This is a genomic window from Janthinobacterium fluminis (assembly GCF_028595325.1).
In the GTDB taxonomy this organism is placed as follows: domain Bacteria; phylum Pseudomonadota; class Gammaproteobacteria; order Burkholderiales; family Burkholderiaceae_D; genus Janthinobacterium; species Janthinobacterium fluminis.
The window spans coordinates 160,073-183,085 of the sequence record NZ_JAQQXR010000008.1 but is presented as its reverse complement, the minus strand read 5'-3'; the positions used below and the strand labels follow the sequence as shown (position 1 = coordinate 183,085).

Annotated in this window: 19 protein-coding genes; 1 reads left to right on the top strand and 18 read right to left on the bottom strand. The window is 66.6% G+C overall.

What is annotated here, in order from left to right:
- Positions 1 to 26: 26 nt before the first annotated feature.
- Positions 27 to 2,783, bottom strand: a complete 2,757-nt coding sequence (gene secA, locus OIK44_RS19820; protein WP_273673248.1) for a preprotein translocase subunit SecA — start codon at positions 2,781 to 2,783, stop codon at positions 27 to 29.
- A 257-nt stretch (positions 2,784 to 3,040) separates the two neighbouring features.
- On the opposite strand from secA, the gene OIK44_RS19815 reads away from it, so the two are divergent.
- Positions 3,041 to 3,532, top strand: coding sequence for a DciA family protein (locus OIK44_RS19815; protein ID WP_273673247.1), 492 nt, complete (start codon positions 3,041 to 3,043; stop codon positions 3,530 to 3,532).
- A gap of 18 nt (positions 3,533 to 3,550) precedes the next feature.
- On the opposite strand, the gene lpxC is transcribed toward OIK44_RS19815, so the two are convergent.
- From lpxC to rsmH, 17 genes are all read right to left on the bottom strand, one after another.
- Complete coding sequence (lpxC, locus tag OIK44_RS19810) at positions 3,551 to 4,486, bottom strand: UDP-3-O-acyl-N-acetylglucosamine deacetylase (RefSeq protein ID WP_273673246.1); 936 nt, start codon at positions 4,484 to 4,486, stop codon at positions 3,551 to 3,553.
- An 87-nt stretch (positions 4,487 to 4,573) separates the two neighbouring features.
- A complete protein-coding gene (locus OIK44_RS19805) occupies positions 4,574 to 5,416 on the bottom strand; it encodes a DMT family transporter (RefSeq protein WP_273673305.1) in 843 nt (280 codons plus the stop codon).
- Between the two features lie 250 nt (positions 5,417 to 5,666).
- Positions 5,667 to 6,173, bottom strand: a complete 507-nt coding sequence (locus OIK44_RS19800) for a peroxiredoxin (RefSeq protein WP_273673245.1) — start codon at positions 6,171 to 6,173, stop codon at positions 5,667 to 5,669.
- Between the two features lie 160 nt (positions 6,174 to 6,333).
- Positions 6,334 to 7,542, bottom strand: a complete 1,209-nt coding sequence (ftsZ, locus tag OIK44_RS19795; RefSeq protein WP_273673243.1) for a cell division protein FtsZ — start codon at positions 7,540 to 7,542, stop codon at positions 6,334 to 6,336.
- Positions 7,543 to 7,682: 140 nt separating this feature from the next.
- A complete protein-coding gene (gene ftsA / locus OIK44_RS19790; protein ID WP_273673241.1) occupies positions 7,683 to 8,915 on the bottom strand; it encodes a cell division protein FtsA in 1,233 nt (410 codons plus the stop codon).
- A gap of 8 nt (positions 8,916 to 8,923) precedes the next feature.
- Positions 8,924 to 9,745 carry a cell division protein FtsQ/DivIB gene (locus OIK44_RS19785; RefSeq protein WP_273673239.1) on the bottom strand — a complete coding sequence of 274 codons (822 nt, stop codon included), beginning with the start codon at positions 9,743 to 9,745 and terminating at the stop codon, positions 8,924 to 8,926.
- Between the two features lie 4 nt (positions 9,746 to 9,749).
- Entirely contained in the window at positions 9,750 to 10,718 is a 969-nt protein-coding gene (locus OIK44_RS19780; RefSeq protein WP_273673237.1) for a D-alanine--D-alanine ligase, read from the bottom strand.
- A 1-nt stretch (position 10,719) separates the two neighbouring features.
- Positions 10,720 to 12,111, bottom strand: a complete 1,392-nt coding sequence (murC, locus tag OIK44_RS19775; protein ID WP_273673234.1) for a UDP-N-acetylmuramate--L-alanine ligase — start codon at positions 12,109 to 12,111, stop codon at positions 10,720 to 10,722.
- A complete protein-coding gene (gene murG, locus OIK44_RS19770) occupies positions 12,108 to 13,175 on the bottom strand; it encodes an undecaprenyldiphospho-muramoylpentapeptide beta-N-acetylglucosaminyltransferase (RefSeq protein WP_273673232.1) in 1,068 nt (355 codons plus the stop codon). Before murG ends, murC begins: the two co-directional genes overlap by 4 nt.
- Positions 13,172 to 14,383 (bottom strand): putative lipid II flippase FtsW, encoded by a 1,212-nt coding sequence (ftsW, locus tag OIK44_RS19765; RefSeq protein WP_273673230.1) that lies wholly within the window; start codon positions 14,381 to 14,383, stop codon positions 13,172 to 13,174. The genes murG and ftsW overlap by 4 nt, the downstream gene beginning before the upstream one ends.
- The gene (murD, locus tag OIK44_RS19760; protein ID WP_273673227.1) at positions 14,383 to 15,882 is read right to left on the bottom strand and encodes a UDP-N-acetylmuramoyl-L-alanine--D-glutamate ligase; all 1,500 of its coding nucleotides are present in this window, start codon (positions 15,880 to 15,882) and stop codon (positions 14,383 to 14,385) included. Before murD ends, ftsW begins: the two co-directional genes overlap by 1 nt.
- Positions 15,882 to 17,057, bottom strand: coding sequence for a phospho-N-acetylmuramoyl-pentapeptide-transferase (gene mraY, locus OIK44_RS19755; RefSeq protein WP_273673226.1), 1,176 nt, complete (start codon positions 17,055 to 17,057; stop codon positions 15,882 to 15,884). The genes murD and mraY overlap by 1 nt, the downstream gene beginning before the upstream one ends.
- Positions 17,058 to 17,059: 2 nt before the next feature.
- On the bottom strand, positions 17,060 to 18,457 hold the full coding sequence (locus tag OIK44_RS19750) for a UDP-N-acetylmuramoyl-tripeptide--D-alanyl-D-alanine ligase (RefSeq protein ID WP_273673224.1): 1,398 nt from the start codon (positions 18,455 to 18,457) through the stop codon (positions 17,060 to 17,062).
- Entirely contained in the window at positions 18,457 to 19,998 is a 1,542-nt protein-coding gene (locus tag OIK44_RS19745) for a UDP-N-acetylmuramoyl-L-alanyl-D-glutamate--2,6-diaminopimelate ligase (protein WP_273673222.1), read from the bottom strand. Before OIK44_RS19745 ends, OIK44_RS19750 begins: the two co-directional genes overlap by 1 nt.
- The gene (locus OIK44_RS19740) at positions 19,998 to 21,779 is read right to left on the bottom strand and encodes a peptidoglycan D,D-transpeptidase FtsI family protein (protein WP_273673221.1); all 1,782 of its coding nucleotides are present in this window, start codon (positions 21,777 to 21,779) and stop codon (positions 19,998 to 20,000) included. Before OIK44_RS19740 ends, OIK44_RS19745 begins: the two co-directional genes overlap by 1 nt.
- On the bottom strand, positions 21,776 to 22,048 hold the full coding sequence (ftsL, locus tag OIK44_RS19735) for a cell division protein FtsL (protein WP_273673219.1): 273 nt from the start codon (positions 22,046 to 22,048) through the stop codon (positions 21,776 to 21,778). Before ftsL ends, OIK44_RS19740 begins: the two co-directional genes overlap by 4 nt.
- Entirely contained in the window at positions 22,045 to 23,004 is a 960-nt protein-coding gene (gene rsmH / locus OIK44_RS19730) for a 16S rRNA (cytosine(1402)-N(4))-methyltransferase RsmH (protein WP_273673217.1), read from the bottom strand. Before rsmH ends, ftsL begins: the two co-directional genes overlap by 4 nt.
- Positions 23,005 to 23,013: the final 9 nt, after the last annotated feature.

The following is a 23,013-nucleotide window of genomic DNA, read 5'->3' as shown; positions in this document are numbered from 1 at the left end:
GCCCTTCTGTCCAGCTGAGCCGGCGTTTAAGCCAGTTTGCCGTGGCAAGCCTTGAATTTTTTGCCGCTGCCGCAAGGGCAAGGGTCGTTGCGGCCGACCTTCATGCCCGGCGCCGCTTGCGCGTCGCCGCCGGCGGCGGCCGTCGGCGCCAGCAATTCTTCCGGCGCCGCGTTCGGGTTGAAGTCGGCGTGCTGGTAGTGGACGTTTTCCACGTGCGACTGCTGCATCGCCCGCTCGGCCGCGTCGATTTCCTCGCGCGACTGGATGCGCACGGTCATGACCAGCTTCACCACTTCGTTCTTGATCATGTCGAGCATCTGGCCGAACAGTTCGAACGCTTCGCGCTTGTATTCCTGTTTCGGGTTCTTCTGGGCGTAGCCGCGCAGGTGGATACCCTGGCGCAGGTGGTCCAGCGCCGCCAGATGTTCGCGCCAGTGGCTGTCTACGCTTTGCAGCATGACGTTGCGTTCGAAGCCGCCAAACGATTCCTTGCCGACGATGTCGATCTTCGACTGATAGACGGCGTCGGCCGCGCCGACTACGCGTTCGAGCAAGTCTTCGTCGCTCAGATTGGTTTCCGCTTCCATCATCGCCCGCAGCGGCAAGTCGATCTGCCACTCGGCGGACAGGGTCGCTTCCAGCGCCTTGACGTCCCACTGCTCTTCGACCGATTCCTCCGGCACGTTAACGCGCACCAGGTCGGTGAACACGCCGTGGCGCAGCGAGGCGATCAGCTCGGAAATGTCGGTCGTCTCGAGCAGCTCGTTACGCTGCTGGTAGATCACCTTGCGCTGGTCGTTGGCGACGTCGTCGTATTCGAGCAGCTGTTTGCGGATGTCGAAGTTGCGCGCCTCGACCTTGCGCTGGGCCGATTCGATCGAGCGCGAAACGATGCCCGCCTCGATCGGTTCGCCTTCCGGCATTTTCAGGCGGTCCATGATGGCGCGCACGCGGTCGCCGGCGAAGATGCGCAGCAGCGCGTCGTCGAGCGACAGGTAGAAGCGCGACGAACCCGGGTCGCCCTGGCGGCCGGCGCGGCCGCGCAACTGATTGTCGACGCGGCGCGACTCGTGGCGTTCGGTGCCGATGATGTGCAGGCCGCCCGCGCCGACCACGTGGTCGTGCAGCGACTGCCATTCATCGCGCAAGGTCTGCGACTGGGCCGCCTTGTCGGCGTCGCTCAGCCCGGCGTTCGCCTCGATGACCTTGATCTGGTTCTCGACGTTGCCGCCCAAAACGATGTCGGTGCCGCGGCCGGCCATGTTGGTGGCGATGGTGATCGCCTTCGGCCGGCCCGCCTGGGCGATGATTTCCGCTTCGCGCGCATGCTGCTTGGCGTTGAGCACGTTGTGCGGCAGTTTCGCCTTGTCGAGTATGCCCGCCAACAGCTCGGAGTTCTCGATCGACGTCGTGCCGACCAGCACGGGCTGGCCGCGCTCGTAGCAGTCGCGTATATCGTTGAGCATCGCGCCGTATTTCTCGTCGGCCGATTTGTAGACCTGGTCCTGGCGGTCCTTGCGCTGCAAGGGACGGTTTTGCGGAATCACGACCGTTTCCAGGCCGTAGATTTCCTGGAACTCGTACGCTTCCGTGTCGGCCGTGCCGGTCATGCCGGCCAGCTTGCCGTACATGCGGAAGTAGTTCTGGAAAGTGATCGAGGCCAGCGTCTGGTTCTCGTTCTGGATCTTCACGCCCTCTTTCGCCTCGACGGCCTGGTGCAGGCCGTCCGACCAGCGCCGGCCCGTCATCAGGCGGCCGGTGAATTCGTCGACGATCACCACTTCATTGTTCTGCACCACGTAGTGCTGGTCCTTGAAGTACAGCGCGTGCGCGCGCAGCGCCGCGTACAGGTGGTGCACCAGCGTGATGTTGGCCGAGTCGTACAGCGAGGCGCCCTCGGGCAGCAGGCCCATCTTGGTCAGGATGGCCTCGGCCTTTTCGTGGCCGGCTTCCGTCAGCAGCACCTGGTGCGCCTTTTCATCCTTCGTGTAGTCGCCCGGCACCTCGATCTTGCCCTTGCCGTCAGGCGTTTCCTCGCCAAGCTGCAAGGTCAGCATGCGCGGCACTTCATTGATCTTGTGGTACAGGTCGGTGTGGTTCTCCGCCTGGCCGGAAATGATCAGCGGCGTGCGCGCCTCGTCGATCAGGATCGAGTCGACTTCATCGACGATGCCGAAGTTGAGCGCGCGCTGGACGCGGTCGCGCGCCTCGAACACCATATTGTCGCGCAGGTAGTCGAAGCCGAATTCATTGTTGGTGCCGTAGGTGATGTCGGACGCGTAGGCCACTTGCTTGGCGTCGTGCTCCATCTGCGACAGGTTGACGCCCGTCGTCAGGCCCAGCCAGCCGTACAGGCGGCCCATGGTGTCGGCGTCGCGCTGCGCCAGGTAGTCATTGACGGTGACGATGTGCACGCCCTTGCCGGACAAGGCGTTCAGGTAGGCGGCCAGGGTCGCCATCAGCGTTTTGCCCTCGCCCGTGCCCATTTCCGCGATCTTGCCATAATGCAGCACCATGCCGCCGATCAGCTGGACGTCGAAGTGGCGCATGCGCAGCACGCGCCGGCTCGCTTCGCGGCAGACGGCGAAAGCCTCCACCAGCAGCGCGTCGAGCGTCTCGCCCTTGGCCAGACGTTCCTTGAACGCGGGCGTTTTCGCCTGCAGCTCGGCGTCCGACAGCTTTTCGATGAGCGGCTCGAGCGCATTGATCTCGCGTACCGTTTTTTGGTATTGCTTGAGCAGCCGCTGGTTGCGGCTACCGAAAATCTGGGTCAGTAATGACATGCTTGAATTCTTGAAAAAACGCCGTTAAAAAATAAGCTCTGTTGGTGATATCGCGTTACCGCACGGAGTTCGAATATGGCAAAAGACGATGATTTTATCATGCGCTGCCGCCAAGATTGGGATATTGGCCTGTATCACAATAGTGAATTGATAAACAATGCCGTGAAAACCAGGGCTTTCCCCCGTTTCCAGGAAATATTTTCCGGCCGGCCCGCCCGGGCCGCCACGGCGGGGCCAGCTGTGATATGTTTCGGCAAATGCGATCTCACACCTTCTACCAAGCCAGCCGCGGCCGCTCCGGCCCGGCCTTGCCCGGCGCCACCGATTTTCTGCGAGGCAACGCCACGATGGCGTCGTTGATGCCCGCCGTGAACCGCATGGTCGCGCTGCAAAAGGATTGCGCGGCGGCGCTGCCGGCCATGTTCCACAACTGCGACATCCTGCAGTTCGAGGGCGGGCAGCTGCTGCTGGCGACGCCAACGTCCGCGGTCGCGGCCAAGCTCAAGCAGCAATTGCCGAAACTACAGGCGGAACTGGAAAAGCGCGGCTGGCAGATCGCCGCCATCAAACTGAAGGTGCAGGTCACGAAGAGCATCGCGCCGGTGCAGCACACGCGGCAACTGCTGCTGCCGAACATGGCCGTGGCCGCCTTCGATGAACTGAGCAACGCCCTGCCCGAGTCCGCGCAAAACCAGGGCTTGATCGCCGCGCTGCGCGCGATGGTGCAGCGGCGCCGCGAACCGGACTAACTCAGGGCAGGCGCGCCGTTAAGTCAGCGCCCACTCGCGCGCCATCTGGCGCAGATAGGACGGCGGCGCCGCCTCGTTGGTGTCGAAGCAGACCAGCTCGTAGGCGTCCGGCCGCTCCAGCAGCGCCAGCAGCAACTGGTTGTTCAGGGCGTGGCCCGACTTGTGTGCCGTGTAACTGGCCAGCAACGGATGGCCAACCAGATACAGGTCGCCGATGGCGTCGAGTATCTTGTGGCGCACGAACTCGTCCTCGTAGCGCAAGCCGTCGGAATTGAGGATGCGGTATTCATCCATGACGATGGCGTTTTCCAGCGAACCGCCGCGGGCCAGGCCCATGCCGCGCAAGCTTTCGACATCCTGCATGAAGCCGAAGGTGCGCGCGCGCGCCACGTCGTGCACATAGGACACGTCGCCGAAGTCGACCGAGGCGCGCTGGGTCGTGCCGTCGACGGCCGGGTGGTTGAATTCGATGAAGAAGTCGAGCTTGAAGCCGTTGTACGGGCTCAGGCAAGCCCATTTCTCCGCGTCGCCCTTGCCGTGGCGCACTTCCACCGGCTTCAGCACGCGGATGAATTTTTTCGCCGCCTCCTGCTCCTGCACGCCCGCCTGCTGCAGCAAAAACACGAAGGATGAAGCGGAGCCGTCCATGATGGGAATTTCCTCGGCGCTCACGTCGATATACATATTGTCAACGCCGAGACCGGCGGCGGCCGACATCAGGTGCTCGACCGTCGACACGCGCGCGCCGTCCTTGACCAGCACCGAGGCCATGCGCGTGTCGCCGACGGCCATCGCGCTGGCGGGAAACTCGACGACGGGCAGCAGGTCGACGCGGCGGAACACGATGCCGGTGTCCGGCGCGGCCGGGCGCAAGGTCAGTTCCACCTTGGTGCCGGAGTGCAGCCCGACACCGACGGTGCGGACCAATTGCTTGATGGTGCGTTGTTTTAACATCTGTCGATTATATCAATTTGCGGTCAAATCGTTTCGCGGTGGCATCATGTAAGCAGCCCGGCAACGCGGTTTCCGGCGCGGCGGCGCTCAAGGGTGCTCGCTCTCCAGGTGCACGGCCTCGCGCCGTATCAGGTAGATGCCGCTGGCGATGATGATGGCCGCGCCGAGCAGCGTATATTGGTCAGGCAAGGCGCGCCACAACAGCCAATCCAGCCCGATGCCCCAGGCCAGCGCCGAATATTCGAAGGGCGCCACGCTCGACGCCTTGCCGTGGCGGAAAGCCTCGGTGATCGCCAACTGCCCCAGGAAGCCGCTCAGCGACAGGCCCGCCAGCAGCGGCCAGTCGTCGGAACGAATCGCCACCCACTCGTGGGCGGACAGGATGACACCGCCGGCGGCCATCATCACCATCAGCCAGAAGACCATGCTTTCGCTGGCGTCGGTGCGGCTGAGCACACGGCCGGTGATGGCCGAGACGGCGTAGCACGCGGCCGCCGCCAGCACGGCCAGCCCGCCGAGGGAAAAGAAATCGCCGCCGTCCGGGCGCAGCACCACCAGCACGCCGCCCATGCCGACAGCGATCGCGCACCAGCGCGCCGCGTCGACTTTTTCCCGCAGGACGAAGACCGACAGGGCCGTGATCAGCGTCGGCGCGATGAAGAAAATCGAATAAGCCTCGGCCAGCGAGAGTTTTTTCAGGCCATAGGCGAAGGTGGTGATCATGGCGACGCCCAGCGCGCCGCGCAGGATGTGCAAGGGCCAGCGCACCTGGAGCAGGCCCTTGAACGCGCCGCGCCAGGCCAGGTACAGGCACACCAGCGGCAGCGAGGACAGCGCGCGCAGCGCCGTCACCTGCATCGCCGGGTAATGCGCCGACAGCAGCTTCATCGCCGTGTCCATCAGCGAGAACATGGCGACGGCGATCAGCATTGCGTAGATGCTGCGCAGGTTTTGCGATTGGGGGGTCAAATTCAGCTCCTTGCCGGTGTGGCCCGGAGACGGGAGGCATCCGGGATGGGTATGGCCAGCCAGCAACAGCCGCTAGATCAATGTGCACCCTTGTTGTTGGGTAATTATAGCAATGCAAGGCCGGCGCCGTTTGCGGGCCCGGCTTTCCGGCGCCCGCGGCGGCGCACCGCCCCGGGCGAGCAACGGCGCCGTTTCTTTATGCCAGAGAAACTTAAGCCAGCTGGCCCAGCAGCGTTTCCGCGTTCGACACTTCAAACTTGCCGCCCTGCTCGATGTTCAGCTGGGTGACCACGCCGTTGTCGACCAGCAGGGAATAGCGCTGCGAGCGCGTGCCCATGCCGAACTTGCTGAAGTCGGCGTCCAGGCCCAGCAGCTTGCTGTAGGCGGCGTTGCCGTCGGCCATCATGCGGACGATGCCGGTGGCTTTCTGGTCGCGGCCCCAGGCGCCCATGACGAAGGCGTCATTGACGGAGATGCACCAGATTTCATCGACGCCCTTGGCTGTCAATTCTGCCGCGTGCTTGACGTAGCCCGGCACGTGCTGCGCGGAGCAGGTCGGGGTGTAGGCGCCCGGCAGGCCGAAGATGGCGATCTTCTTGCCTTTCACCAGGTCTTCGACCTTGAAAGTGTTCGGTCCCAGTGCGCAACCTTCGCTGGCGGACTCGATGAATTCGGCCAGGGTGCCTTCTGGCAGTGTGTCGCCGATTTTGATGGTCATGTTTGACTCCTTTTATGATGGTAGATGGGTGGCATTATCCAGCCCGGCAACGATGAAAAAAGCCGCGCTGGGCGCGGCTCCTCCAGGCACAGAACAGCAGTATGCCTGAGTCTTGTCGTTTGTGCAGGCGGGCGGCCGAAGGCGCCCACCCGCCGCCGGCTTAGTCGGCCTGCTTGCGCAGGAAGGCTGGAATATCGTAGGTTTCCATGCCGTTCTTTTCCATCGCCCGCACCTGCTCGGAGGCCGATTCGCGGCGCCATACGGCCGGCGCCTTCATGCCGTCGAAAGCCTGCGCCGGCACGGCCATGCCGACCGACACGGCGCCGCCGGCCGCGCCGCCCATAGCCGCCGACGGCGTCAGCGGGCTGTTGTGCGTGCCGGTGCGCAGCATTTGCTGCGGCACCAGCTGGATCGCCTTCTTGGCGCGGCCCAGGCCGGTTGCCACGACGGTCACGCGGATGTCGTCGCCCATCGTGTCGTCGTAGGCGATGCCCTGGGCGATAGACGCGTCCGGCGCCGCAAACGCGCGCACGGCGGCCATGACTTCCTTGATTTCCTTGCCCTTCAGGCCGCGGCTGGCGGTGACGTTGACCAGCACGCCACGGGCGCCGGACAGGTCGATGCCGTCCAGCAGCGGCGACGCCACGGCCTGCTCGGCGGCGATGCGCGCGCGGTCCACGCCGGACGCCGTCGCCGTGCCCATCATGGCCTTGCCCTGCTCGCCCATGATGGTCTTGACGTCGTTGAAGTCGACGTTGATATGGCCGGGCACGTTGATGATCTCGGCGATGCCGGCCACCGCGTTGTTGAGCACGTCGTCGGCGTGCTGCATCCACTCCAGCATGCTTTCGTCTTCGTAGATCTCTTCCAGCTTTTCATTGAGGATGATGATCAGCGAGTCGACGTGCATCGACAACTGCTCCAGGCCCTCGTCGGCGATGTCCATGCACTTCTGGCCTTCGTAGGAGAAGGGCTTGGAGACGACGGCCACGGTCAGCGCGCCCAGCTGCTTGGCGATTTCCGCGACGATGGGCGCGGCGCCGGTGCCGGTGCCGCCGCCCATGCCGGCGGCGATGAAGACCATGTGCGCGCCGCGCAGGGAGTCTTCGATGCGGGCGCGCGACTCTTCGGCCAGCTGGCGGCCGACCTGCGGCTTCATCCCGGCGCCCAGGCCGGTTTCGCCGATCTGGATGATGTTGTCGGCTTTCGAGGTCGACAGGGCCTGGGCATCGGTGTTGGCGGCAATGAACTCCACCCCGGCCATGCCCTTGTTGATCATGTGTTGAACTGCATTGCCACCTGCTCCGCCGACGCCGACGACCTTGATGACCGTGCCTAAAGCTGCGTTATCGACCATATCGAACTCCATGATGTGCTCCTATCAGAATGCGGTTTCCAAGCGCCAGGCCTCATATCGGTAGGAGAGCTGGAGATTGAAAACTGCGGTTAAATATAAAATTGTTGTATGTCCTGCGTTGTTGCCAAACTTGTACAGCCAAAACCGACGACTTAAAAATTCCCCAAGAACCATTCCTTCATGCGCTGCCACACCGCCTTCACCGAGCCGTCCTGGCGCGTCACGATGTGCCCGCGCAGGTATTGCTTTTTCGCCTCCAACAGCAGGCCGAGCACGGTGGCGTAGCGCGGGCTGCGCACCACGTCGGCCAGCTGGCCGCGGTATTCCGGTGTGCCGAGGCGGGCCGGCTTGAGGAAGATGTCCTCGGCCATTTCCACCATGCCCGGCATGATCGAGGTGCCGCCGGTGAGCACGATGCCCGACGAGAGCACGCCCTCGTAGCCGGACTCGCGCACCACCTGGTGCACCATCGCGAACAGTTCCTCGACGCGCGGCTCGATGACGGCGGCCAGCGCCTGGCGCGACAGGTTGCGCGGGCCGCGGTCGCCCAGGCCCGGCACTTCCAGCGACTCGCCCGGGTCGGCCAGCACCTGCTTGGCGACGCCGTAGCGTATCTTGATCTCCTCGGCCTCCGAGGTCGGGGTGCGCAGCGCCATCGCGATGTCGTTGGTGATCTGGTCGCCGGCGATCGGAATCACCGCCGTGTGGCGGATCGCGCCGTCGGAGAACACGGCGACGTCGGTGGTGCCGCCGCCGATGTCGATCAGCACCACGCCCAGCTCCTTCTCGTCGGGCGTCAGCACGGCGTCGGCCGAGGCCATCGGCTGCAGGATCAGGTCCGACACTTCCAGGCCGCAGCGGCGCACGCACTTGACGATGTTCTGCACCGCCGACACGGCGCCGGTGACGATGTGCACCTTCACCTCGAGGCGGATGCCGCTCATGCCGATCGGCTCGCGCACGTCCTCCTGGCTGTCGACGATGAACTCCTGCGGCACCGTGTGGAGCAGTTGCTGGTCGGTCGGGATGTTAACCGCTTTTGCCGTTTCGATGACGCGCGCCACGTCGGTGGCCGTCACTTCCTTGTCCTTGATGGCCACCATGCCGCTGGAATTGAAGCTGCGGATATGGCTGCCGGCGATGCCGGCGTAGACGTTGCGGATCTTGCAGTCGGCCATCAGCTCGGCTTCCTCAAGCGCGCGCTGGATCGACTCGACGGTCGCCTCGATGTTGACGACGACGCCCTTCTTCAAGCCCTTTGATTCGTGCTGACCCAGCCCGATCACTTCGTGGCGCCCGTCGGGCATCACCTCGGCCACCACCGCCACCACTTTCGAGGTACCGATGTCGAGGCCGACGATCAGGTTTTTCGCGTCTTTTGTCATTTCTGTGCCTACTGTGTGTGCCTGCTGATGGGCTTTAAATTATTCGGTTTTTTCTTTGCTGCGATGCCCGGCCTCTTGCCTTCGGCCGGTATCACCAGGCCGGCCGAACTCAGTGCCAGGCCGTTCTGGTAACGCATATCGATCGTGTCGATGTTCTCCAGGCGGCTCGCCAGCTGCGGGTAGATCCCCGCCAGCCGGTCGACCCGCTCCTTCAATGTGGTCTTGCTCTGCTCGCGCCCCAAGGCCACGCTCATGCCGTTGTCGAGCTTGACGGTCCAGGCGTAGCGGCTCGACAGCGACAGCATTTCCGGCACCAGCTTGAGCGGCGCGAACCAGCTGCGCAGCTCGGCGAAGCGGGCGATGACTTCCTTCTCGCTGCCCTCGGGGCCGGAGAACTCCGGCAGCGCGTGGTCGTCCTCCGCCTCGGCCAGGTTGGCGGTGAAGACGTCGCCCTTGACCGACAGCAGGCGGCCGTCCTCGCCCCAGGTGCCGAGCGCCTCGTGCTCTTCGAGGGCGACGATCAGCTGGTTCGGCCACTCGCGCCGCACCGTCGCCCGGCGCACCCACGGCACCGACTCGAAGGCCAGCCGCACCGTGTCCAGGTTGGCCGTGAAAAAATTGCCCTTGACGCGGCCCAGCGTGCCGCTGCGCAGCGTCAGGTGGTTGACGTGGCGCAGCTCGGCCCCGTCCATGCTTTCGATGTTGATCGCGCGCAGCGTGAACATCGGCCGCTGCGACACCCACCAGACGCCGGCCGCCACGCACGCGAGCAGCACCAGGGCAAATATGCCGTTGGCCGTCGCGTTCAAGGTTTTAGCGTCCTGCCACATGTCCTCAGCCCCGCCCTTTGCTCATCTTCAGGCGCGCCGACGCCAGGATTTCCACGCACAGGTCTTCATAGCCGAGGCCGACCGCGCGCGCGCCCATCGGCACCAGCGAGTGGCCCGTCATGCCCGGCGAGGTGTTCGCCTCGATCAGGAACAGCTTGTTGTCGGACGCGCGCAGCAGCATGTCGATGCGGCCCCAGCCTTCGCAGCCGAGGGCGCGGTAAGCCTCGACGGCGATGCGCTCCATCTCGGCGCGGCAAGCCGCGTCCAGCTGCGGCGGGCAGAAGTATTGGGTGGCGTCGCCGAAGTATTTGTTCTGGTAGTCGTAATTGCCCTGCGGCGCGACGATCTCCACCGGCGGCAGCGCGCGCGCGCCGGCGCCCTGGCCCAGCACGGCGACGGTGAACTCGCGGCCCGTGACGAACTCCTCGGCCAGCACGGCATCGTCCAGGGCGGCGGCGGTGTCGTAGGCGGCGCGCAAAGCCGCCGCTTCGCCGACCTTGGTGATGCCGATGCTCGACCCCTCGTGCGGCGGCTTGACGATCAGCGGCAGACCCAGCGCGGCGGCGGCGGCGTCCAGGTCGGAGGCGGCGTCGAGCACCGCGTACTTCGGCGTCGGCAAGCCGTGCATCAGCCAGATCAGCTTGGTGTAAATCTTGTCCATGGCGATCGCGCAAGCCATCACGCCGCTGCCCGTGTAGGGAATGCTCAGCTGCTCCAGCGCGCCCTGCAGGCTGCCGTCCTCGCCGAAGCGGCCGTGCAGCGCGATGAAGACGCGGTCGAATTTTTCGGCGGCCAGCTCGGCCAGGCTGCGCAGGCCGGTGTCGAAGCCGTGGGCGTCGACGCCGCGGCTTTGCAGGGCCTTCAGCACGCCGCCGCCGGACATCAGCGACACTTCGCGCTCGGCCGAGCGGCCGCCGAACAGCACGCCGACCTTGCCGAATGCCGTCACGTCGATGGGGGTAGTCTGGTTCATCTCAGGCCTTTGCAAAGGAGGTCAGTTGGTTCGGCACGCCGCTGATCGAGCCGGCGCCCATCGTGACGACGACGTCGCCGTCGCGCGCCACGCTCATGATCGTGTCGGGCATGTCCTTCATCAGTTCGACGAAGATCGGCTCGATCTTGCCGCGGGCGCGCAGCGCGTGCGCCAGCGCGCGGCCGTCGGCGGCGACGATGGGCGCCTCGCCGGCCGCGTACACCTCGGAGAGCAGCAGCACGTCGACGCTGCCGAGCACCTTGACGAAGTCCTCGAACAGGTCGCGGGTGCGGCTGTAGCGGTGCGGCTGGAAGGCCAGCACCAGGCGCCGGCCCGGGTAGGCGGCGCGCGCGGCGGCCACCGTCACCGCCGTTTCGACCGGATGGTGGCCGAAGTCGTCGACCAGGGCGAAGCTGCCGCCGGCCGGCAGCGCCACGTCGCCGTAGCGGGTGAAGCGGCGGCCGACGCCGGCGAACTCGGCCAGGCCCTGCTGGGTGGCCTTGTCGTCGATGCCGATTTCGCGGGCGATGGCGATCGCCGAGCAGGCGTTCTGCACATTGTGCATGCCGGGCTGGTTCAGCACCACGTCGAGGTCAGGATAGCCGTCCTGCAGCACGGTGAAATGCATTTCCAGGCCGACCGCGCGGGCGTTCACGGCGCGCACCTCGGCGTCCTCGTGGAAGCCGTAGGTGGTGATCGGCTTCGAGATCAGCGCAATGATGTCGCGCACGTGCGGGTCGTCGATGCACAGCATGGCGCGGCCGTAGAACGGCAGGCGCTGGGTGAACTGGACGAAGGCCATCTTCAATTTCTCGAAGTCGTGCCCGTAGGTTTCCATGTGGTCGGCGTCGATGTTGGTGATCACCTCGATCATCGGCGACAGGTTCAGGAAGGACGCGTCGGACTCGTCGGCCTCGGCCACCAGGTAGTCGCCGCCGCCCAGCTTGGCGTTGGCGCCGGCGCTGGTCAGGCGGCCGCCAATGACGAAGGTCGGGTCCATGCCGCCCTGCGCCAGCACCGACGCCACCAGGCTGGTGGTGGTGGTCTTGCCGTGCGTGCCGGCGATGGCGATGCCGCGCTTCAGGCGCATCAACTCGCCCAGCATGACGGCGCGCGGCACCAGCGGGATCTTGCGGCTGCGCGCGGCGAGGACTTCCGGATTGTCCTGCGGCACGGCGCCGGACGTGACGACGGCGTCGGCGGCGCCGACGTTTTCGGCGGCGTGGCCCAGCATGACGGTGGCGCCCAGGCTTTGCAGGCGCTGGGTCGCGGCGTTGCTGCCCAGGTCGGAGCCGGAAACCTGGTAGCCGAGGTTGACCAGCACCTCGGCGATGCCGCTCATGCCGCTACCGCCGATGCCGACGAAATGGATGTTTTTTACTTTGTGCTTCATGTCAGTTTTTCCAGTACTTGTGCTATCGCGTCGTTGGCGTCGCGCTGGCCGACCGCGCGGGCGGCCCGGGCCATGTCCAGGCAAGCCCCGCGCGTCAGGCCCTGCAGCAGCGCCGCCAGGGAGGCCGCGTTCATTTCCGTCTGCGGCAGATGAATCGCCGCGTTTTGCTTCGCCAGCCATTGCGCGTTGTCGCGCTGGTGGCTGGTGGTCGAGGCCACCAGCGGCACCAGCACGCTGGCGACGCCGGCCGCCGTCAATTCCGACAGCGTGATCGCGCCGGCGCGGCAGATTACCAGATCGGCGCGCGCATACGCGTTCGCCATGTCGTCGATGAAGTCGAGCACCTCGGCCTGCACGCCGCACTGCGCGTAGACGGCGCGCAGCGCCTCGATGTTCTTCTTGCCCGACTGGTGCGTCACCACGGGGCGCTGCGCCGCCGGGATCAAGGCCAGCGCCGGCGCCAGCGTGTCGTTGAGCGCCTTGGCGCCCTGGCTGCCGCCGACCACCAGAATGCGCAGCGCGCCCTCGCGGCCCTCGAAGCGCCGCTCCGGAACGGCCAGGTCGAGGATCTCGCTGCGCACCGGGTTGCCGGTGACGCTGGCCTTGCCGGCGGCGCTGCCGAAGTCGGCGGGAAAACCGAAGCAGACCCGGCGCGCCAGCGGCACCAGCGTTTTGTTCGACAGCAGCAGCGCCGCGTCGGCGTTCACCAGCACCAGCGGCACGCCGCTCAGGCGCGCCATCAGGCCGCCCGGCACCGTCACGTAGCCGCCCATGCCCAGCACCACGTCCGGCTTGCGCCGCTTGATGAAGCGCCGGCAGGCGCAGAAGCTGGCCAGCATCTTGAAGGCGCCCGTCAGCGTGTGGCGCAGGCCCTTGCCGCGCATGCCGGAAAACTCGATCGCGTCCATCTCGACGCCGTGTTGCGGCACCAATTGCTGCTCCATGCCGTGCGAGGTGCCCAGCCAGCTCACCTCCCAGCCGCGCGCGCGCATCGTCTGCGCAATCGCCAGGCCGGGGAAAATATGGCCGCCGGTTCCGGCCGCCATGATCATTAATCGTTTCATAATCTGCCACCACGCATCAGAACCCGGTTCTCGTAGTCGATCCGGAGCAGGATCGCGAGTCCGACGCAGTTAATCAAAATCCCCGAGCCGCCGTAACTCATCAGCGGCAGGGTCAAGCCCTTGGTCGGCAGCAGGCCAAGGTTGACGCCCATGTTAATGAAGGTCTGCACGCCGATCCAGATGCCGATGCCCTTCGCCGTCAGGCCGGCGAAGGTCTGGTCGATGGCGATGGCCTGGCGGCCGATGTCGAAGGCGCGCTTGATGATCCAGTAGAACATGGCGATCACCGCCAGCACGCCGACCAGGCCCAGCTCCTCGCCGATCACGGCCAGCAGGAAGTCGGTGTGCGCCTCCGGCAGGTAGTGCAGCTTCTCGACGCTGCCGCCCAGGCCGACGCCGAAAAATTCGCCGCGCCCGAAAGCGATCAGCGAATGCGTCAGCTGGTAAGCCTTGTTCAGCGCGTTGTCCTCCTCCCACGGGTTCAGGTAGGCGAAGTAGCGCTCGCGGCGGAACTTCGAGAGCGCGATGATGGAGACGAAAATCCCCACCAGCATGGCGCCGATGCCGCCGAACCAGACCGCGTTGATCCCGCCGAGGAACAGGATGCCCATGGTGATGCAGACGATGACGCCGAAGGCGCCCAGGTCCGGCTCCAGCAGCAGCAGCAGGCCGACCAGGCCGACCGCGCCGGCCATCGGCATGAAGCCCTTGGTCAGCTTGTGCATGTATTCCTGCTTGCGCACCGTGTAGTCGGCCGCGTACAGCACCGCGACCACCTTCATCACCTCGGACGGCTGCAGGTTGAAGACCTTCAGCGACAGCCAGCGGCGGCCGCCCTTGACCACCACGCCGACGCCCGGCACCAGCACCAGCACCAGCAGCACCAGGGTGCCGATGAACAGGTAGGGCGCGGCCTTCTGCCAGGTCGAGATGCGGATGCGGAACACGAACAGGCCCGCCATCAGCGAAATGCAGATGAAGATCGCCTGGCGTACCAGGAAATAGGAGTTCTTGTAGTTGGCGAACTTGGGCGAGTCCGGCAGCGAGATCGAGGCCGAATACACCATCACCATGCCCATCAGCATCAGCAGCAGCGTGACCCAGACCAGCGGCTGGTCGTACTCCATCATTTTCGACTGCCGCGCGTGACTGTCCATCGACGCGTGCGCCGACGATCCAGAAAAGCGGAATGGCAGTTGAAAGGCCATCAGATATCCTGTCCCTGCGCCAAGGCGATTTCGCGCACCGCGTCGACGAACACCTGGGCGCGGTGGCCGTAGTTCTTGAACATGTCGAAGCTGGCGCAGGCCGGCGACAGCAGCACGGCGTCGCCCTCCAGCGCCAGTTCGCGGGCGCGCTGCACGGCCAGCGGCAGCGTGGCGCAGTCGATCAGGTCGACGCCGGACGCTTCCAGCGCGGCGCGGATGGCCGGCGCGTCGCGGCCGATCAGCAGCACCGCGCGCACATAGCGCGACACCGGCAAGGCCAGCGGCGCGAAGTCCTGGCCCTTGGCCTCGCCGCCGGCGATCAGCAGCAGGCGCTGGTCGGCGCCGCCGAAGCTCTTGCCCAGGCCGTTCAGCGCGGCGGCCGTGGCGCCGACGTTGGTGCCCTTGCTGTCGTCGTAGTATTCGACGCCGTTGATGGCGGCCACCAGTTCGACGCGGTGCGGCTCGCCCTGGTATTCGCGCAGGCCGTACAGCAGCGGCGCGAACGGCAGGCCGATGGCGCGGCACAGGGCCAGCGCGGCCAGCGCGTTGGCGGCGTTGTGCTGGCCGCGGATTTTCAGCGCGTCGGCCGGCATCATGTGCTTGGCGATGAAGGGAATCGGCAGCGGCGCCTCGTTTTTCTTGCGCTTGCGCTCGGGCAGGTCTTCCGCCGGCGCGGCGGCCGTCAGCCAGAACACGCCGCGGGCGTTTTCCAGGCCGAAGCTGTCGACCTCGGTCGGTTCGTCGGTGCCGAAGGTGACCACGGCGGCGGCCGGATCGGCCATGCGCATCACGGCGGCGTCGTCGCGGTTCAGCACGCGCACGGTGTTGGCGCCGAAGATGCGCTCCTTGTCGCGCGCGTAGGCGGCCATGTCGCCGTGCCAGTCGAGGTGGTCCTGCGACAGGTTCAGCACCGTCGCGGCGTCGGCTTGCAGGCTGAAAGTCGTGTGCAACTGGAAGCTGGACAGTTCCAGCACCCAGGCTTGCGGCAGGGCGTCCTGCGCCAGCACCTCAAGCAGCACGTCCAGCGCGGCCGGGCTGATGTTGCCGGCCACGCGCACCGTCAAACCGGCGCGCTGGCACAGCAGGCCGACCAGGCTGGTGACCGTGGTCTTGCCGTTGGTGCCGGTGATGGCGATCACTTTCGGCGCGTAGCCGCGCTCCTCCTTCAGGGCCGCCAGCGCCTGCGCGAACAGCTCGATCTCGCCCCAGACGGGCACGCCCTTGGCGGCGGCGGCCGGAACGATCTCGGCCAGTTCGCGCTGCGGCGCCAGGCCGGGGCTGACGGCGACGAAGTCGACGCCCTCGAGCATGCCGGCGTGGAAGGCGCCGCCGACGAACTCGGCCTGCGGCACGGCCGCGCGCAAGGCCGGCAGGCGGGCCGGCTCGGCGCGCGTGTCGGCCACGCGCACGGACGCGCCCTGGCGCGCCAGCCATTGCGCCATCGCCAGCCCGGATTCGCCGAGCCCCAAAACCAATGCGTGTTTGCCCGAATAGATCATTAGCGTAATTTCAAAGTGGAGAGACCGAACAGGACCAGCATCATCGTGATGATCCAGAAGCGCACGACAACCTGCGTCTCGCGCCAGCCTTTTTGCTCAAAATGGTGGTGCAGCGGCGCCATCAGGAAAATCCGCCGCCCCGTGCCGAAGCGCTTCTTGGTGAACTTGAACCAGCTCACCTGGGCGATCACCGACAGCGTTTCGACGACGAAGATGCCGCCCATGATGAACAGGACGATTTCCTGGCGCACGATGACGGCCAGCGTGCCGAGCGCGCCGCCCAGCGCCAGCGCGCCGACGTCGCCCATGAAGACCTGGGCCGGGTGGGTGTTAAACCACAGGAAGGCCAGGCCGGCGCCGGCCATCGCGCCGCAGAAAATGATCAGTTCGCCCGCGCCCGGAATGTGCGGGATGAACAGGTACTTCGAGTAGGTGGCGCTGCCGGTCAGGTAGGCGAACAGACCCAGCGCGGTGCCGACCATCACGGTCGGCATGATGGCCAGGCCGTCCAGGCCGTCGGTCAGGTTGACGGCGTTGCTGGTGCCGACGATGACGCAATAGGTCAGCGCGATGAAGCCCCAGACGCCGAGCGGATAGCTGATGGTCTTGAAGAAGGGCACGATCAGGTCGGCCTTCGGCGGCAGGTCCATCGAGAAGCCCGACTGCACCCAGGTGAAGATCAGTTCCCACACCTTGGCCGCGTTCGGCTCCGACACGGACACCGAGAACGCCAGGTAGAAGGCGGCGGCCAGGCCGATCAGCGACTGCCAGAAGTATTTTTCGCCCGAGCGCATGCCGTTCGGGTCTTGCCGCACCACCTTGCGGTAGTCGTCGACCCAGCCGACGGCGCCGAAGCCCAGCGTGACCACCAGCACCGGATAGATGAAGCGGTTCGACAGGTCGCACCACAGCAGCGTCGAGATGGCGATGGAGATCAGGATCAGCAGGCCGCCCATGGTGGGCGTGCCGTGTTTTTTCAAATGCGTCTGCGGGCCGTCGGTGCGCACCGCCTGGCCGACCTTCATGCGCGTCAGCATGCGGATCACGGCCGGGCCGGCGCCCAGGCCGATCACCAGCGCCGTGATGGTGGCGAACACGGCGCGGAAGGTGATGAAGTTAAAGACCCGCAGGGGGCCGAGGTCTTGCTGGAAATAGTGGGCGAGCCAGAGCAGCATGATTAGTGAGCTTCCTTATTATTGTTTTGTGATCCAATCAAATGCTGCACGGCCCGTTCCATTTTCATGAAGCGGGAGCCCTTGACCAATATCGTTGCATCCGGACGAGCTGCCAGACGGGCGTCCAAGGCCGCCAGCAAGTCGCCGAACTGTTCAAAATGATCCACGCCGGGACGGCGCAGATGGCGCGCCAGCTCGCCCGTCACCAGCACGTGCTCGATGCCGCTGGCGACGGCGTAGGCCGCGATTTCCTCGTGAAACTGCTGTCCCTGGTCGCCGACTTCGCCCATGTCGCCCAGCACCAGGATGCGCGGCGCGGCGGCCTGCGCCAGCACGTCGATGGCGGCGCGCACCGAATCCGGATTGGCGTTGTAGCTGTCGTCGATGACGGTGGCGCCGTTGGCGGCGCGCTTGCGCTGCAGGCGGCCGTTGACCGGGACAAAGGCTTCCAGGCCGCGCCGGATGGCGTCCAGGCCGACGCCGGCGCCGAAGGCGCAGGCCACCGCCGCCAGCGCGTTGCGCACATTGTGCTCGCCGGCCGCCCGCAGCGCGACGTGGAACTGGCGCAGTTCGGCGCCGTCGCGCACGCTGACCGACAGCTCGCTGCCGAAGTCCGCGGCGGCGCGCTGCGTGCAACTGACGTCGGCGTCCTTGTCGAGGCCGAACGTGATGCAGCGGCGCGCGCCGCTCAGTTCGCGCCAGATGCCGCTGAACTCGTCGCCGTGCGGGAAGACGGCGATGCCGTCGGCCGGCAACGCCGCCAGCACCGCGCCGTTTTCGCGCGCCACCGCTGCCACGGTGTGCATGAATTCCTGGTGCTCGCGCTGGGCGTTGTTGACCAGCGCCAGCGTCGGCGCGGCGATCGCCGCCAGGCGGGCGATTTCGCCGGGATGGTTCATGCCCAGTTCGATGACGGCCGCGCGCTGCGCCGCGTCGAGGCGGAACAGCGTCAGCGGCACGCCGATCTCATTATTCAGGTTGCCGCGCGTGGCCAGGCGGCCGTCCTCGCCGTAGGCCGCGGCCAAAATCGCGGCGAGCATTTCCTTGACGGTGGTCTTGCCGTTGCTGCCGGTGACGCCGATGACGGGCAGCGCAAACTTGCGCCGCCAGACATTGGCGATGCGCCCCAGCGCCGCCAGCGTGTCCGGCACGACGATGGCGGGCAGGGTCCAGCCGTCCGGCAGTTCTTCGACCACCACGGCGGCCGCGCCCTTTTCCGCCACCTGGGCCAGGAAGGCGTGGGCGTCGAAGGTGTCGCCGCGCAGCGCGACGAACAGCGCGCCGGCCTGCACGTTGCGGCTGTCGGTGCCGACCCCGTCGAAGGCCAGTTGCGCGGCGGCGGCCGGAACCACCACCGCGCCCGGTATCGCCGCCGCCAGTTGTGCCAGTGTCGCGCGCATCAGTTCGTCCTCATCATGGTGAGGCGGGCCGACAGCGCCAGCTGGGCGTGGTCGGTGTCGGAGAACGACAGCTTCTTGCCCTTGATTTCCTGGTAAGCCTCGTGGCCCTTGCCGGCCAGCAGGATCACGTCGGCCTTGGCGGCGTTCTTCACCGCCGACAGGATCGCGCCGGCGCGGTTTTCGATGGTTTGCGTGAGCGAAGTCGGATGCCGCGGGTCCATGCCGGCGACGATCTGTTCGATGATGCTGTGCGGTTCCTCGCTGCGCGGATTGTCGCTGGTGACGACGACGTGGTCGGCCATCTGGGCGATCGCGCCCATCTGCGGCCGCTTGCCGGGATCGCGGTCGCCGCCGCAGCCGAACACGCACCACAGCTGGCCGCCGCGCTCCTGCGCCACCTGGCGCAGCGCGGACAGGGTTTTTTCCAGCGCGTCCGGGGTGTGGGCGTAATCGACCACCACCATGGGGGCGTCCTGGCCGCCGACCTGCTGCATGCGCCCGGGCGCCGGCGTCAGCGCCTCGACCGCCTCGATCGCGGCGCGCAGGCCGACGCCCCTGGCCAGCAGCGCGCCCATGACGCCGAGGGCGTTGCTGATGTTGAAGTGGCCGACCAGGCGGGTCTTCACCAGCGCCGAGCCGAACTGGCAGTCCAGGTGGAAATCGGTGCCGGCGTTGCGGCTGCGGAACTGGCTGGCGCGCAGCATCGTCACGCCGTCCAGGTCCGGCTGGGCGGCGGCGTCGCGCAGCGTGTAGCCGATCAGCGGCAGGTCGCCGGCCAGCTTGCCGCGCAGGCGCCGCGCCAGGCGCGCGCCCATCGCGTCGTCGAGGTTGAGCACCGCCGTTTTCAGGCCGGGCCAGTCGAACAGGATGTTCTTGGCTTCCTCGTAGGCGGCCATGTCGCCGTGGTAGTCGAGGTGGTCGCGCGTCAGGTTGGTAAACAGCGCGACGTCGAAATGCATGCCGGCCGTGCGGCCCTGCTGCAGGCCGATCGAGGAGGCCTCGATCGCCACCGCGGCGGCGCCGGCGTCGCGCATCTCGGCCAGCTTGCGCGCCAGCAGAACCGCGTCCGGCGTGGTGTAGCCGGTGACGTCGAAGTCGATGTCGCCGCGCGGCTTCGACAGGCCGACGCCGAGGGTGCCGACAACGGCCGTCGGCAGGCCGACGCGGGCCAGGGCCTGGCCCAGCCAGACGGCGCTGGAGGTCTTGCCGTTGGTGCCGGTGACGGCGACGCTGAACATGGCGGCGTCGGGCATGCCGTAGCGGGCGTGGGCGATCGGGCCGGCGCGGCGCTTCAGATCGGCCACGGCCAGGTGCGGCACGGCCCAGGCCGCGTCCCAGGCGCAGTCGCGCGGATCGTAGACGACGGCGGCGGCGCCCTGGGCGATGGCGGCGGCGATGAAGGCGCGGCCGTCGCCGGCCTCGCCCGGATAGGCGAAGAACACGTCGCCGCCCTGGATGCGGCGCGAATCGGAGGCCAGCTGGCCCTGGGGCGCCGCTTGGGCGATCCACAAACTGATTTCTGGTATGGTCATGTCGGACATTACATTGCCTCCGGTCCGGCGTTGGCCGGGATAACGATTTCGGTAACGGAGGAGTCGGGCGGTATATTCATCGCGCGCAGCGCGTTGGTGGCCACCGCCGCGAAGGTCGGCGCGGCCACCTGGCCGCCGAAGTGGCCGCCGCTGGTCGGTTCGTCGATCATGACGGCGATGATGAAGCGCGGCGAGGACATCGGCACCATGCCGACGAAGGAGCCTATGTACTTGCGCGGCAACGCGTACTTGCCGTTTTCGACCTTGTAGGCGGTGCCGGTCTTGCCGCCGACGCGGTAGCCGGCCACCTGGGCCTGTTTGGCCGTGCCTTTCGGGCCGGACACCACCAGTTCCAGCATCTCGCGCATCTCGCGCGCGGTCTTTTCCTTGATCACCTGCTGCCCGGCCGGCAGCTCGCTGACCTTCTGGAAGGACAGCGGAATGGTGTCGCCGTCGCGGGCGAACATCATGTAGCCGCGCGCCAGCTGGATCAGCGACACGGAGATGCCGTTGCCGTAGCTCATGGTCGCCTGCTCCACGGGGCGCCAGGATTTGTACGGGCGCACGCGGCCGGCGACGGCGCCGGGGAAACCGAACTTCGGCTGCTGGCCGAAGCCGACCTTGGTGAACATTTCCCACATTTCCTGCGGCGGCATGCTCAGCGCAATTTTCGAGGTGCCGATGTTGGACGACTGCTCGATGATCTCGGAGACGCTGATGACGCCGTGCGCCTTGGTGTCGGTGATGGTGCGGTCGGCGATCGTGTAGCGGCCCAAGCCGGTGTCGATCTGCGTGGCCGGCTTGACGCGGCCCGTGTCGAGCGCCAGCGCGACCGTAAACGGCTTCAGGGTCGAGCCGGGCTCGAAGGTGTCGGTCATGACGCGGTTGCGCAACTGCTGGCCGGTCAGCTTGCGCCTGTCGTTCGGGTCGTAGCTGGGGTAGTTCGCCAGCGCCAGCACCTCGCCCGTGTGCACGTCCAGCACGACGGCGGCGCCGGCCTTGGCCTTGAACTTCTCGACCGCCTCCTTCAACTGCGTGAAGGCGATGTACTGGATCTTGCTGTCGACGGCCAGCACCAGGTCCTTGCCGTCGTGCGGTTCGTGGATCGAGCCGATGTCCTCGACGATGTGGCCGAGACGGTCCTTGATGACGCGCCGGCTGCCGGTGCTGCCCACCAGCGTCTTCTGCTGCGCCAGCTCCATGCTTTCCTGGCCGACGTCCTCGACGTTGGTGAAGCCGACGACGTGGGTCATCACCTCGCCCTGCGGGTAGAAGCGCTTGTATTCCTTGCGCGCGTCGATGCCGTCGATGTCCAGCTTGGCGATCTTGTCGGCCACGTCCATCTCGACCTGGCGCTTCAGGTAAACGAAGCTGCGGTCCGAGTCGAGCTTCTTGCGCAGCTCGGCCTCGCTCATCTCCAGCAGGCCGGCGAGGGCGCGCACCTTCTCCGGCGGCGCCTGCAGCACGTCGTCCGGGATGGCCCAGATGGCCTTGACCGGCACCGACGAGGCCAGCACCTGGCCGTTGCGGTCGGTGATCTTGCCGCGCGTGGCCGGCAGCTCCAGCGTGCGGGCGTAGCGGATCTCGCCCTGCTTCTGCAAGAACTGCGTCGACACGCCCTGCAGCCACAGCGCCCGGCCGGCCAGCGCGGCGAAGGCGGCGAACAGCACGAACAGCACGACGCGCGAGCGCCACACCGGCAGGCTGACCGCCAGCATCGGATTCTTCGAGAACGGCACCCCCTTCGATGCCGCCACGCGCGAGCCGGTCGCGCCGCCGCCGCGCTTCATGGCACGCCCTGGGTCAGGTACTGGGTGCGCGCCGCCGTCAGCGGCGTCATGTTCAAGTCGCGCCGGGCGATCGCCTCGATGCGCTCGTGCTTGCCCAGCGTCGACTGGTCCAGCTGCAGCTGGGCCCAGTCGATGTCGAGCTGGCGCGACAGCGCCTGCGCCCGCTCCAACTCGATGAACAGGCGGCGCGCCTGGTACTGCGCGTTCACCAGCGACAGCGCGCAGCCGAGCAGCAGGGCCGTCAGCACGAGGTTGATCTTGCCGCTCATCCGGCCGCTCCCGGCAGGCGCAGCGCGACGCGCATCACGGCCGAGCGGGCGCGCGGGTTGGCGTCGATCTCGGCGTCGGACGGCTTCATCTTGGCGAGCAGCTTCATCTCCGGCTGCGGCAGGTCGGCGGCGCGGATCGGCAGGCGCCGGTCCGGCTGCGCCACATTCGCCTTGGCGGCGAAGAAGCGCTTGACCATGCGGTCTTCCAGCGAATGGAAGCTGATCACGGCCATGCGCCCGCCCGGCGCCAGGCAGGCGTAGGCCTGGCTCAAACCAGTTTCGAGGTCTTCCAGTTCCTTGTTGATGAAGATGCGGATAGCCTGAAAGGTGCGGGTCGCGGGGTCCTTACCCTTCTCACGGGTTTTGACCGCGCCAGCCACGATACCGGCAAGCTGTCGTGTGCTTGAAATCGGCTCGACTGCGCGGCGAGCAACAATCGCCTTTGCAATCTGAAAAGCAAACCGTTCTTCCCCATAATCTCGTATCACCTTTTCTAAAGTCTGCTCGCTCTCGACGGCCAGCCACTCGGCGGCGGAAACGCCGCGCGTGGTGTCCATGCGCATGTCGAGCGGACCGTCGTTGCGGAAACTGAAGCCGCGGCTGGCGTCGTCGACCTGCGGCGAGGATATCCCCAGGTCCAGCAAAATGCCGTCGACCTGGCCGATGCCGCGCTCGGCCAGGCTGGCGCGCATCGTGGCGAAGCTGTCGTGGACGATCTGGAAGCGCGCGTCGGCGATCTGTTCGGCCGTGGCGATCGCCTGCAAATCCTTGTCGAAACCGACCAGGCGCGCGCGCGCGCCCAGGCGCGACAGGATCAGGCGGCTGTGGCCGCCGCGGCCGAAGGTGCCGTCGACATAGATGCCGTCAGCGCGCGGGCCGGCCAGATCGAGGGCGTCGACCGCCTCGTCCAGCAGCACCGTGCGATGCTGAAATTCCGGCACCGGTAAAGTAGTCATCACGGAGCC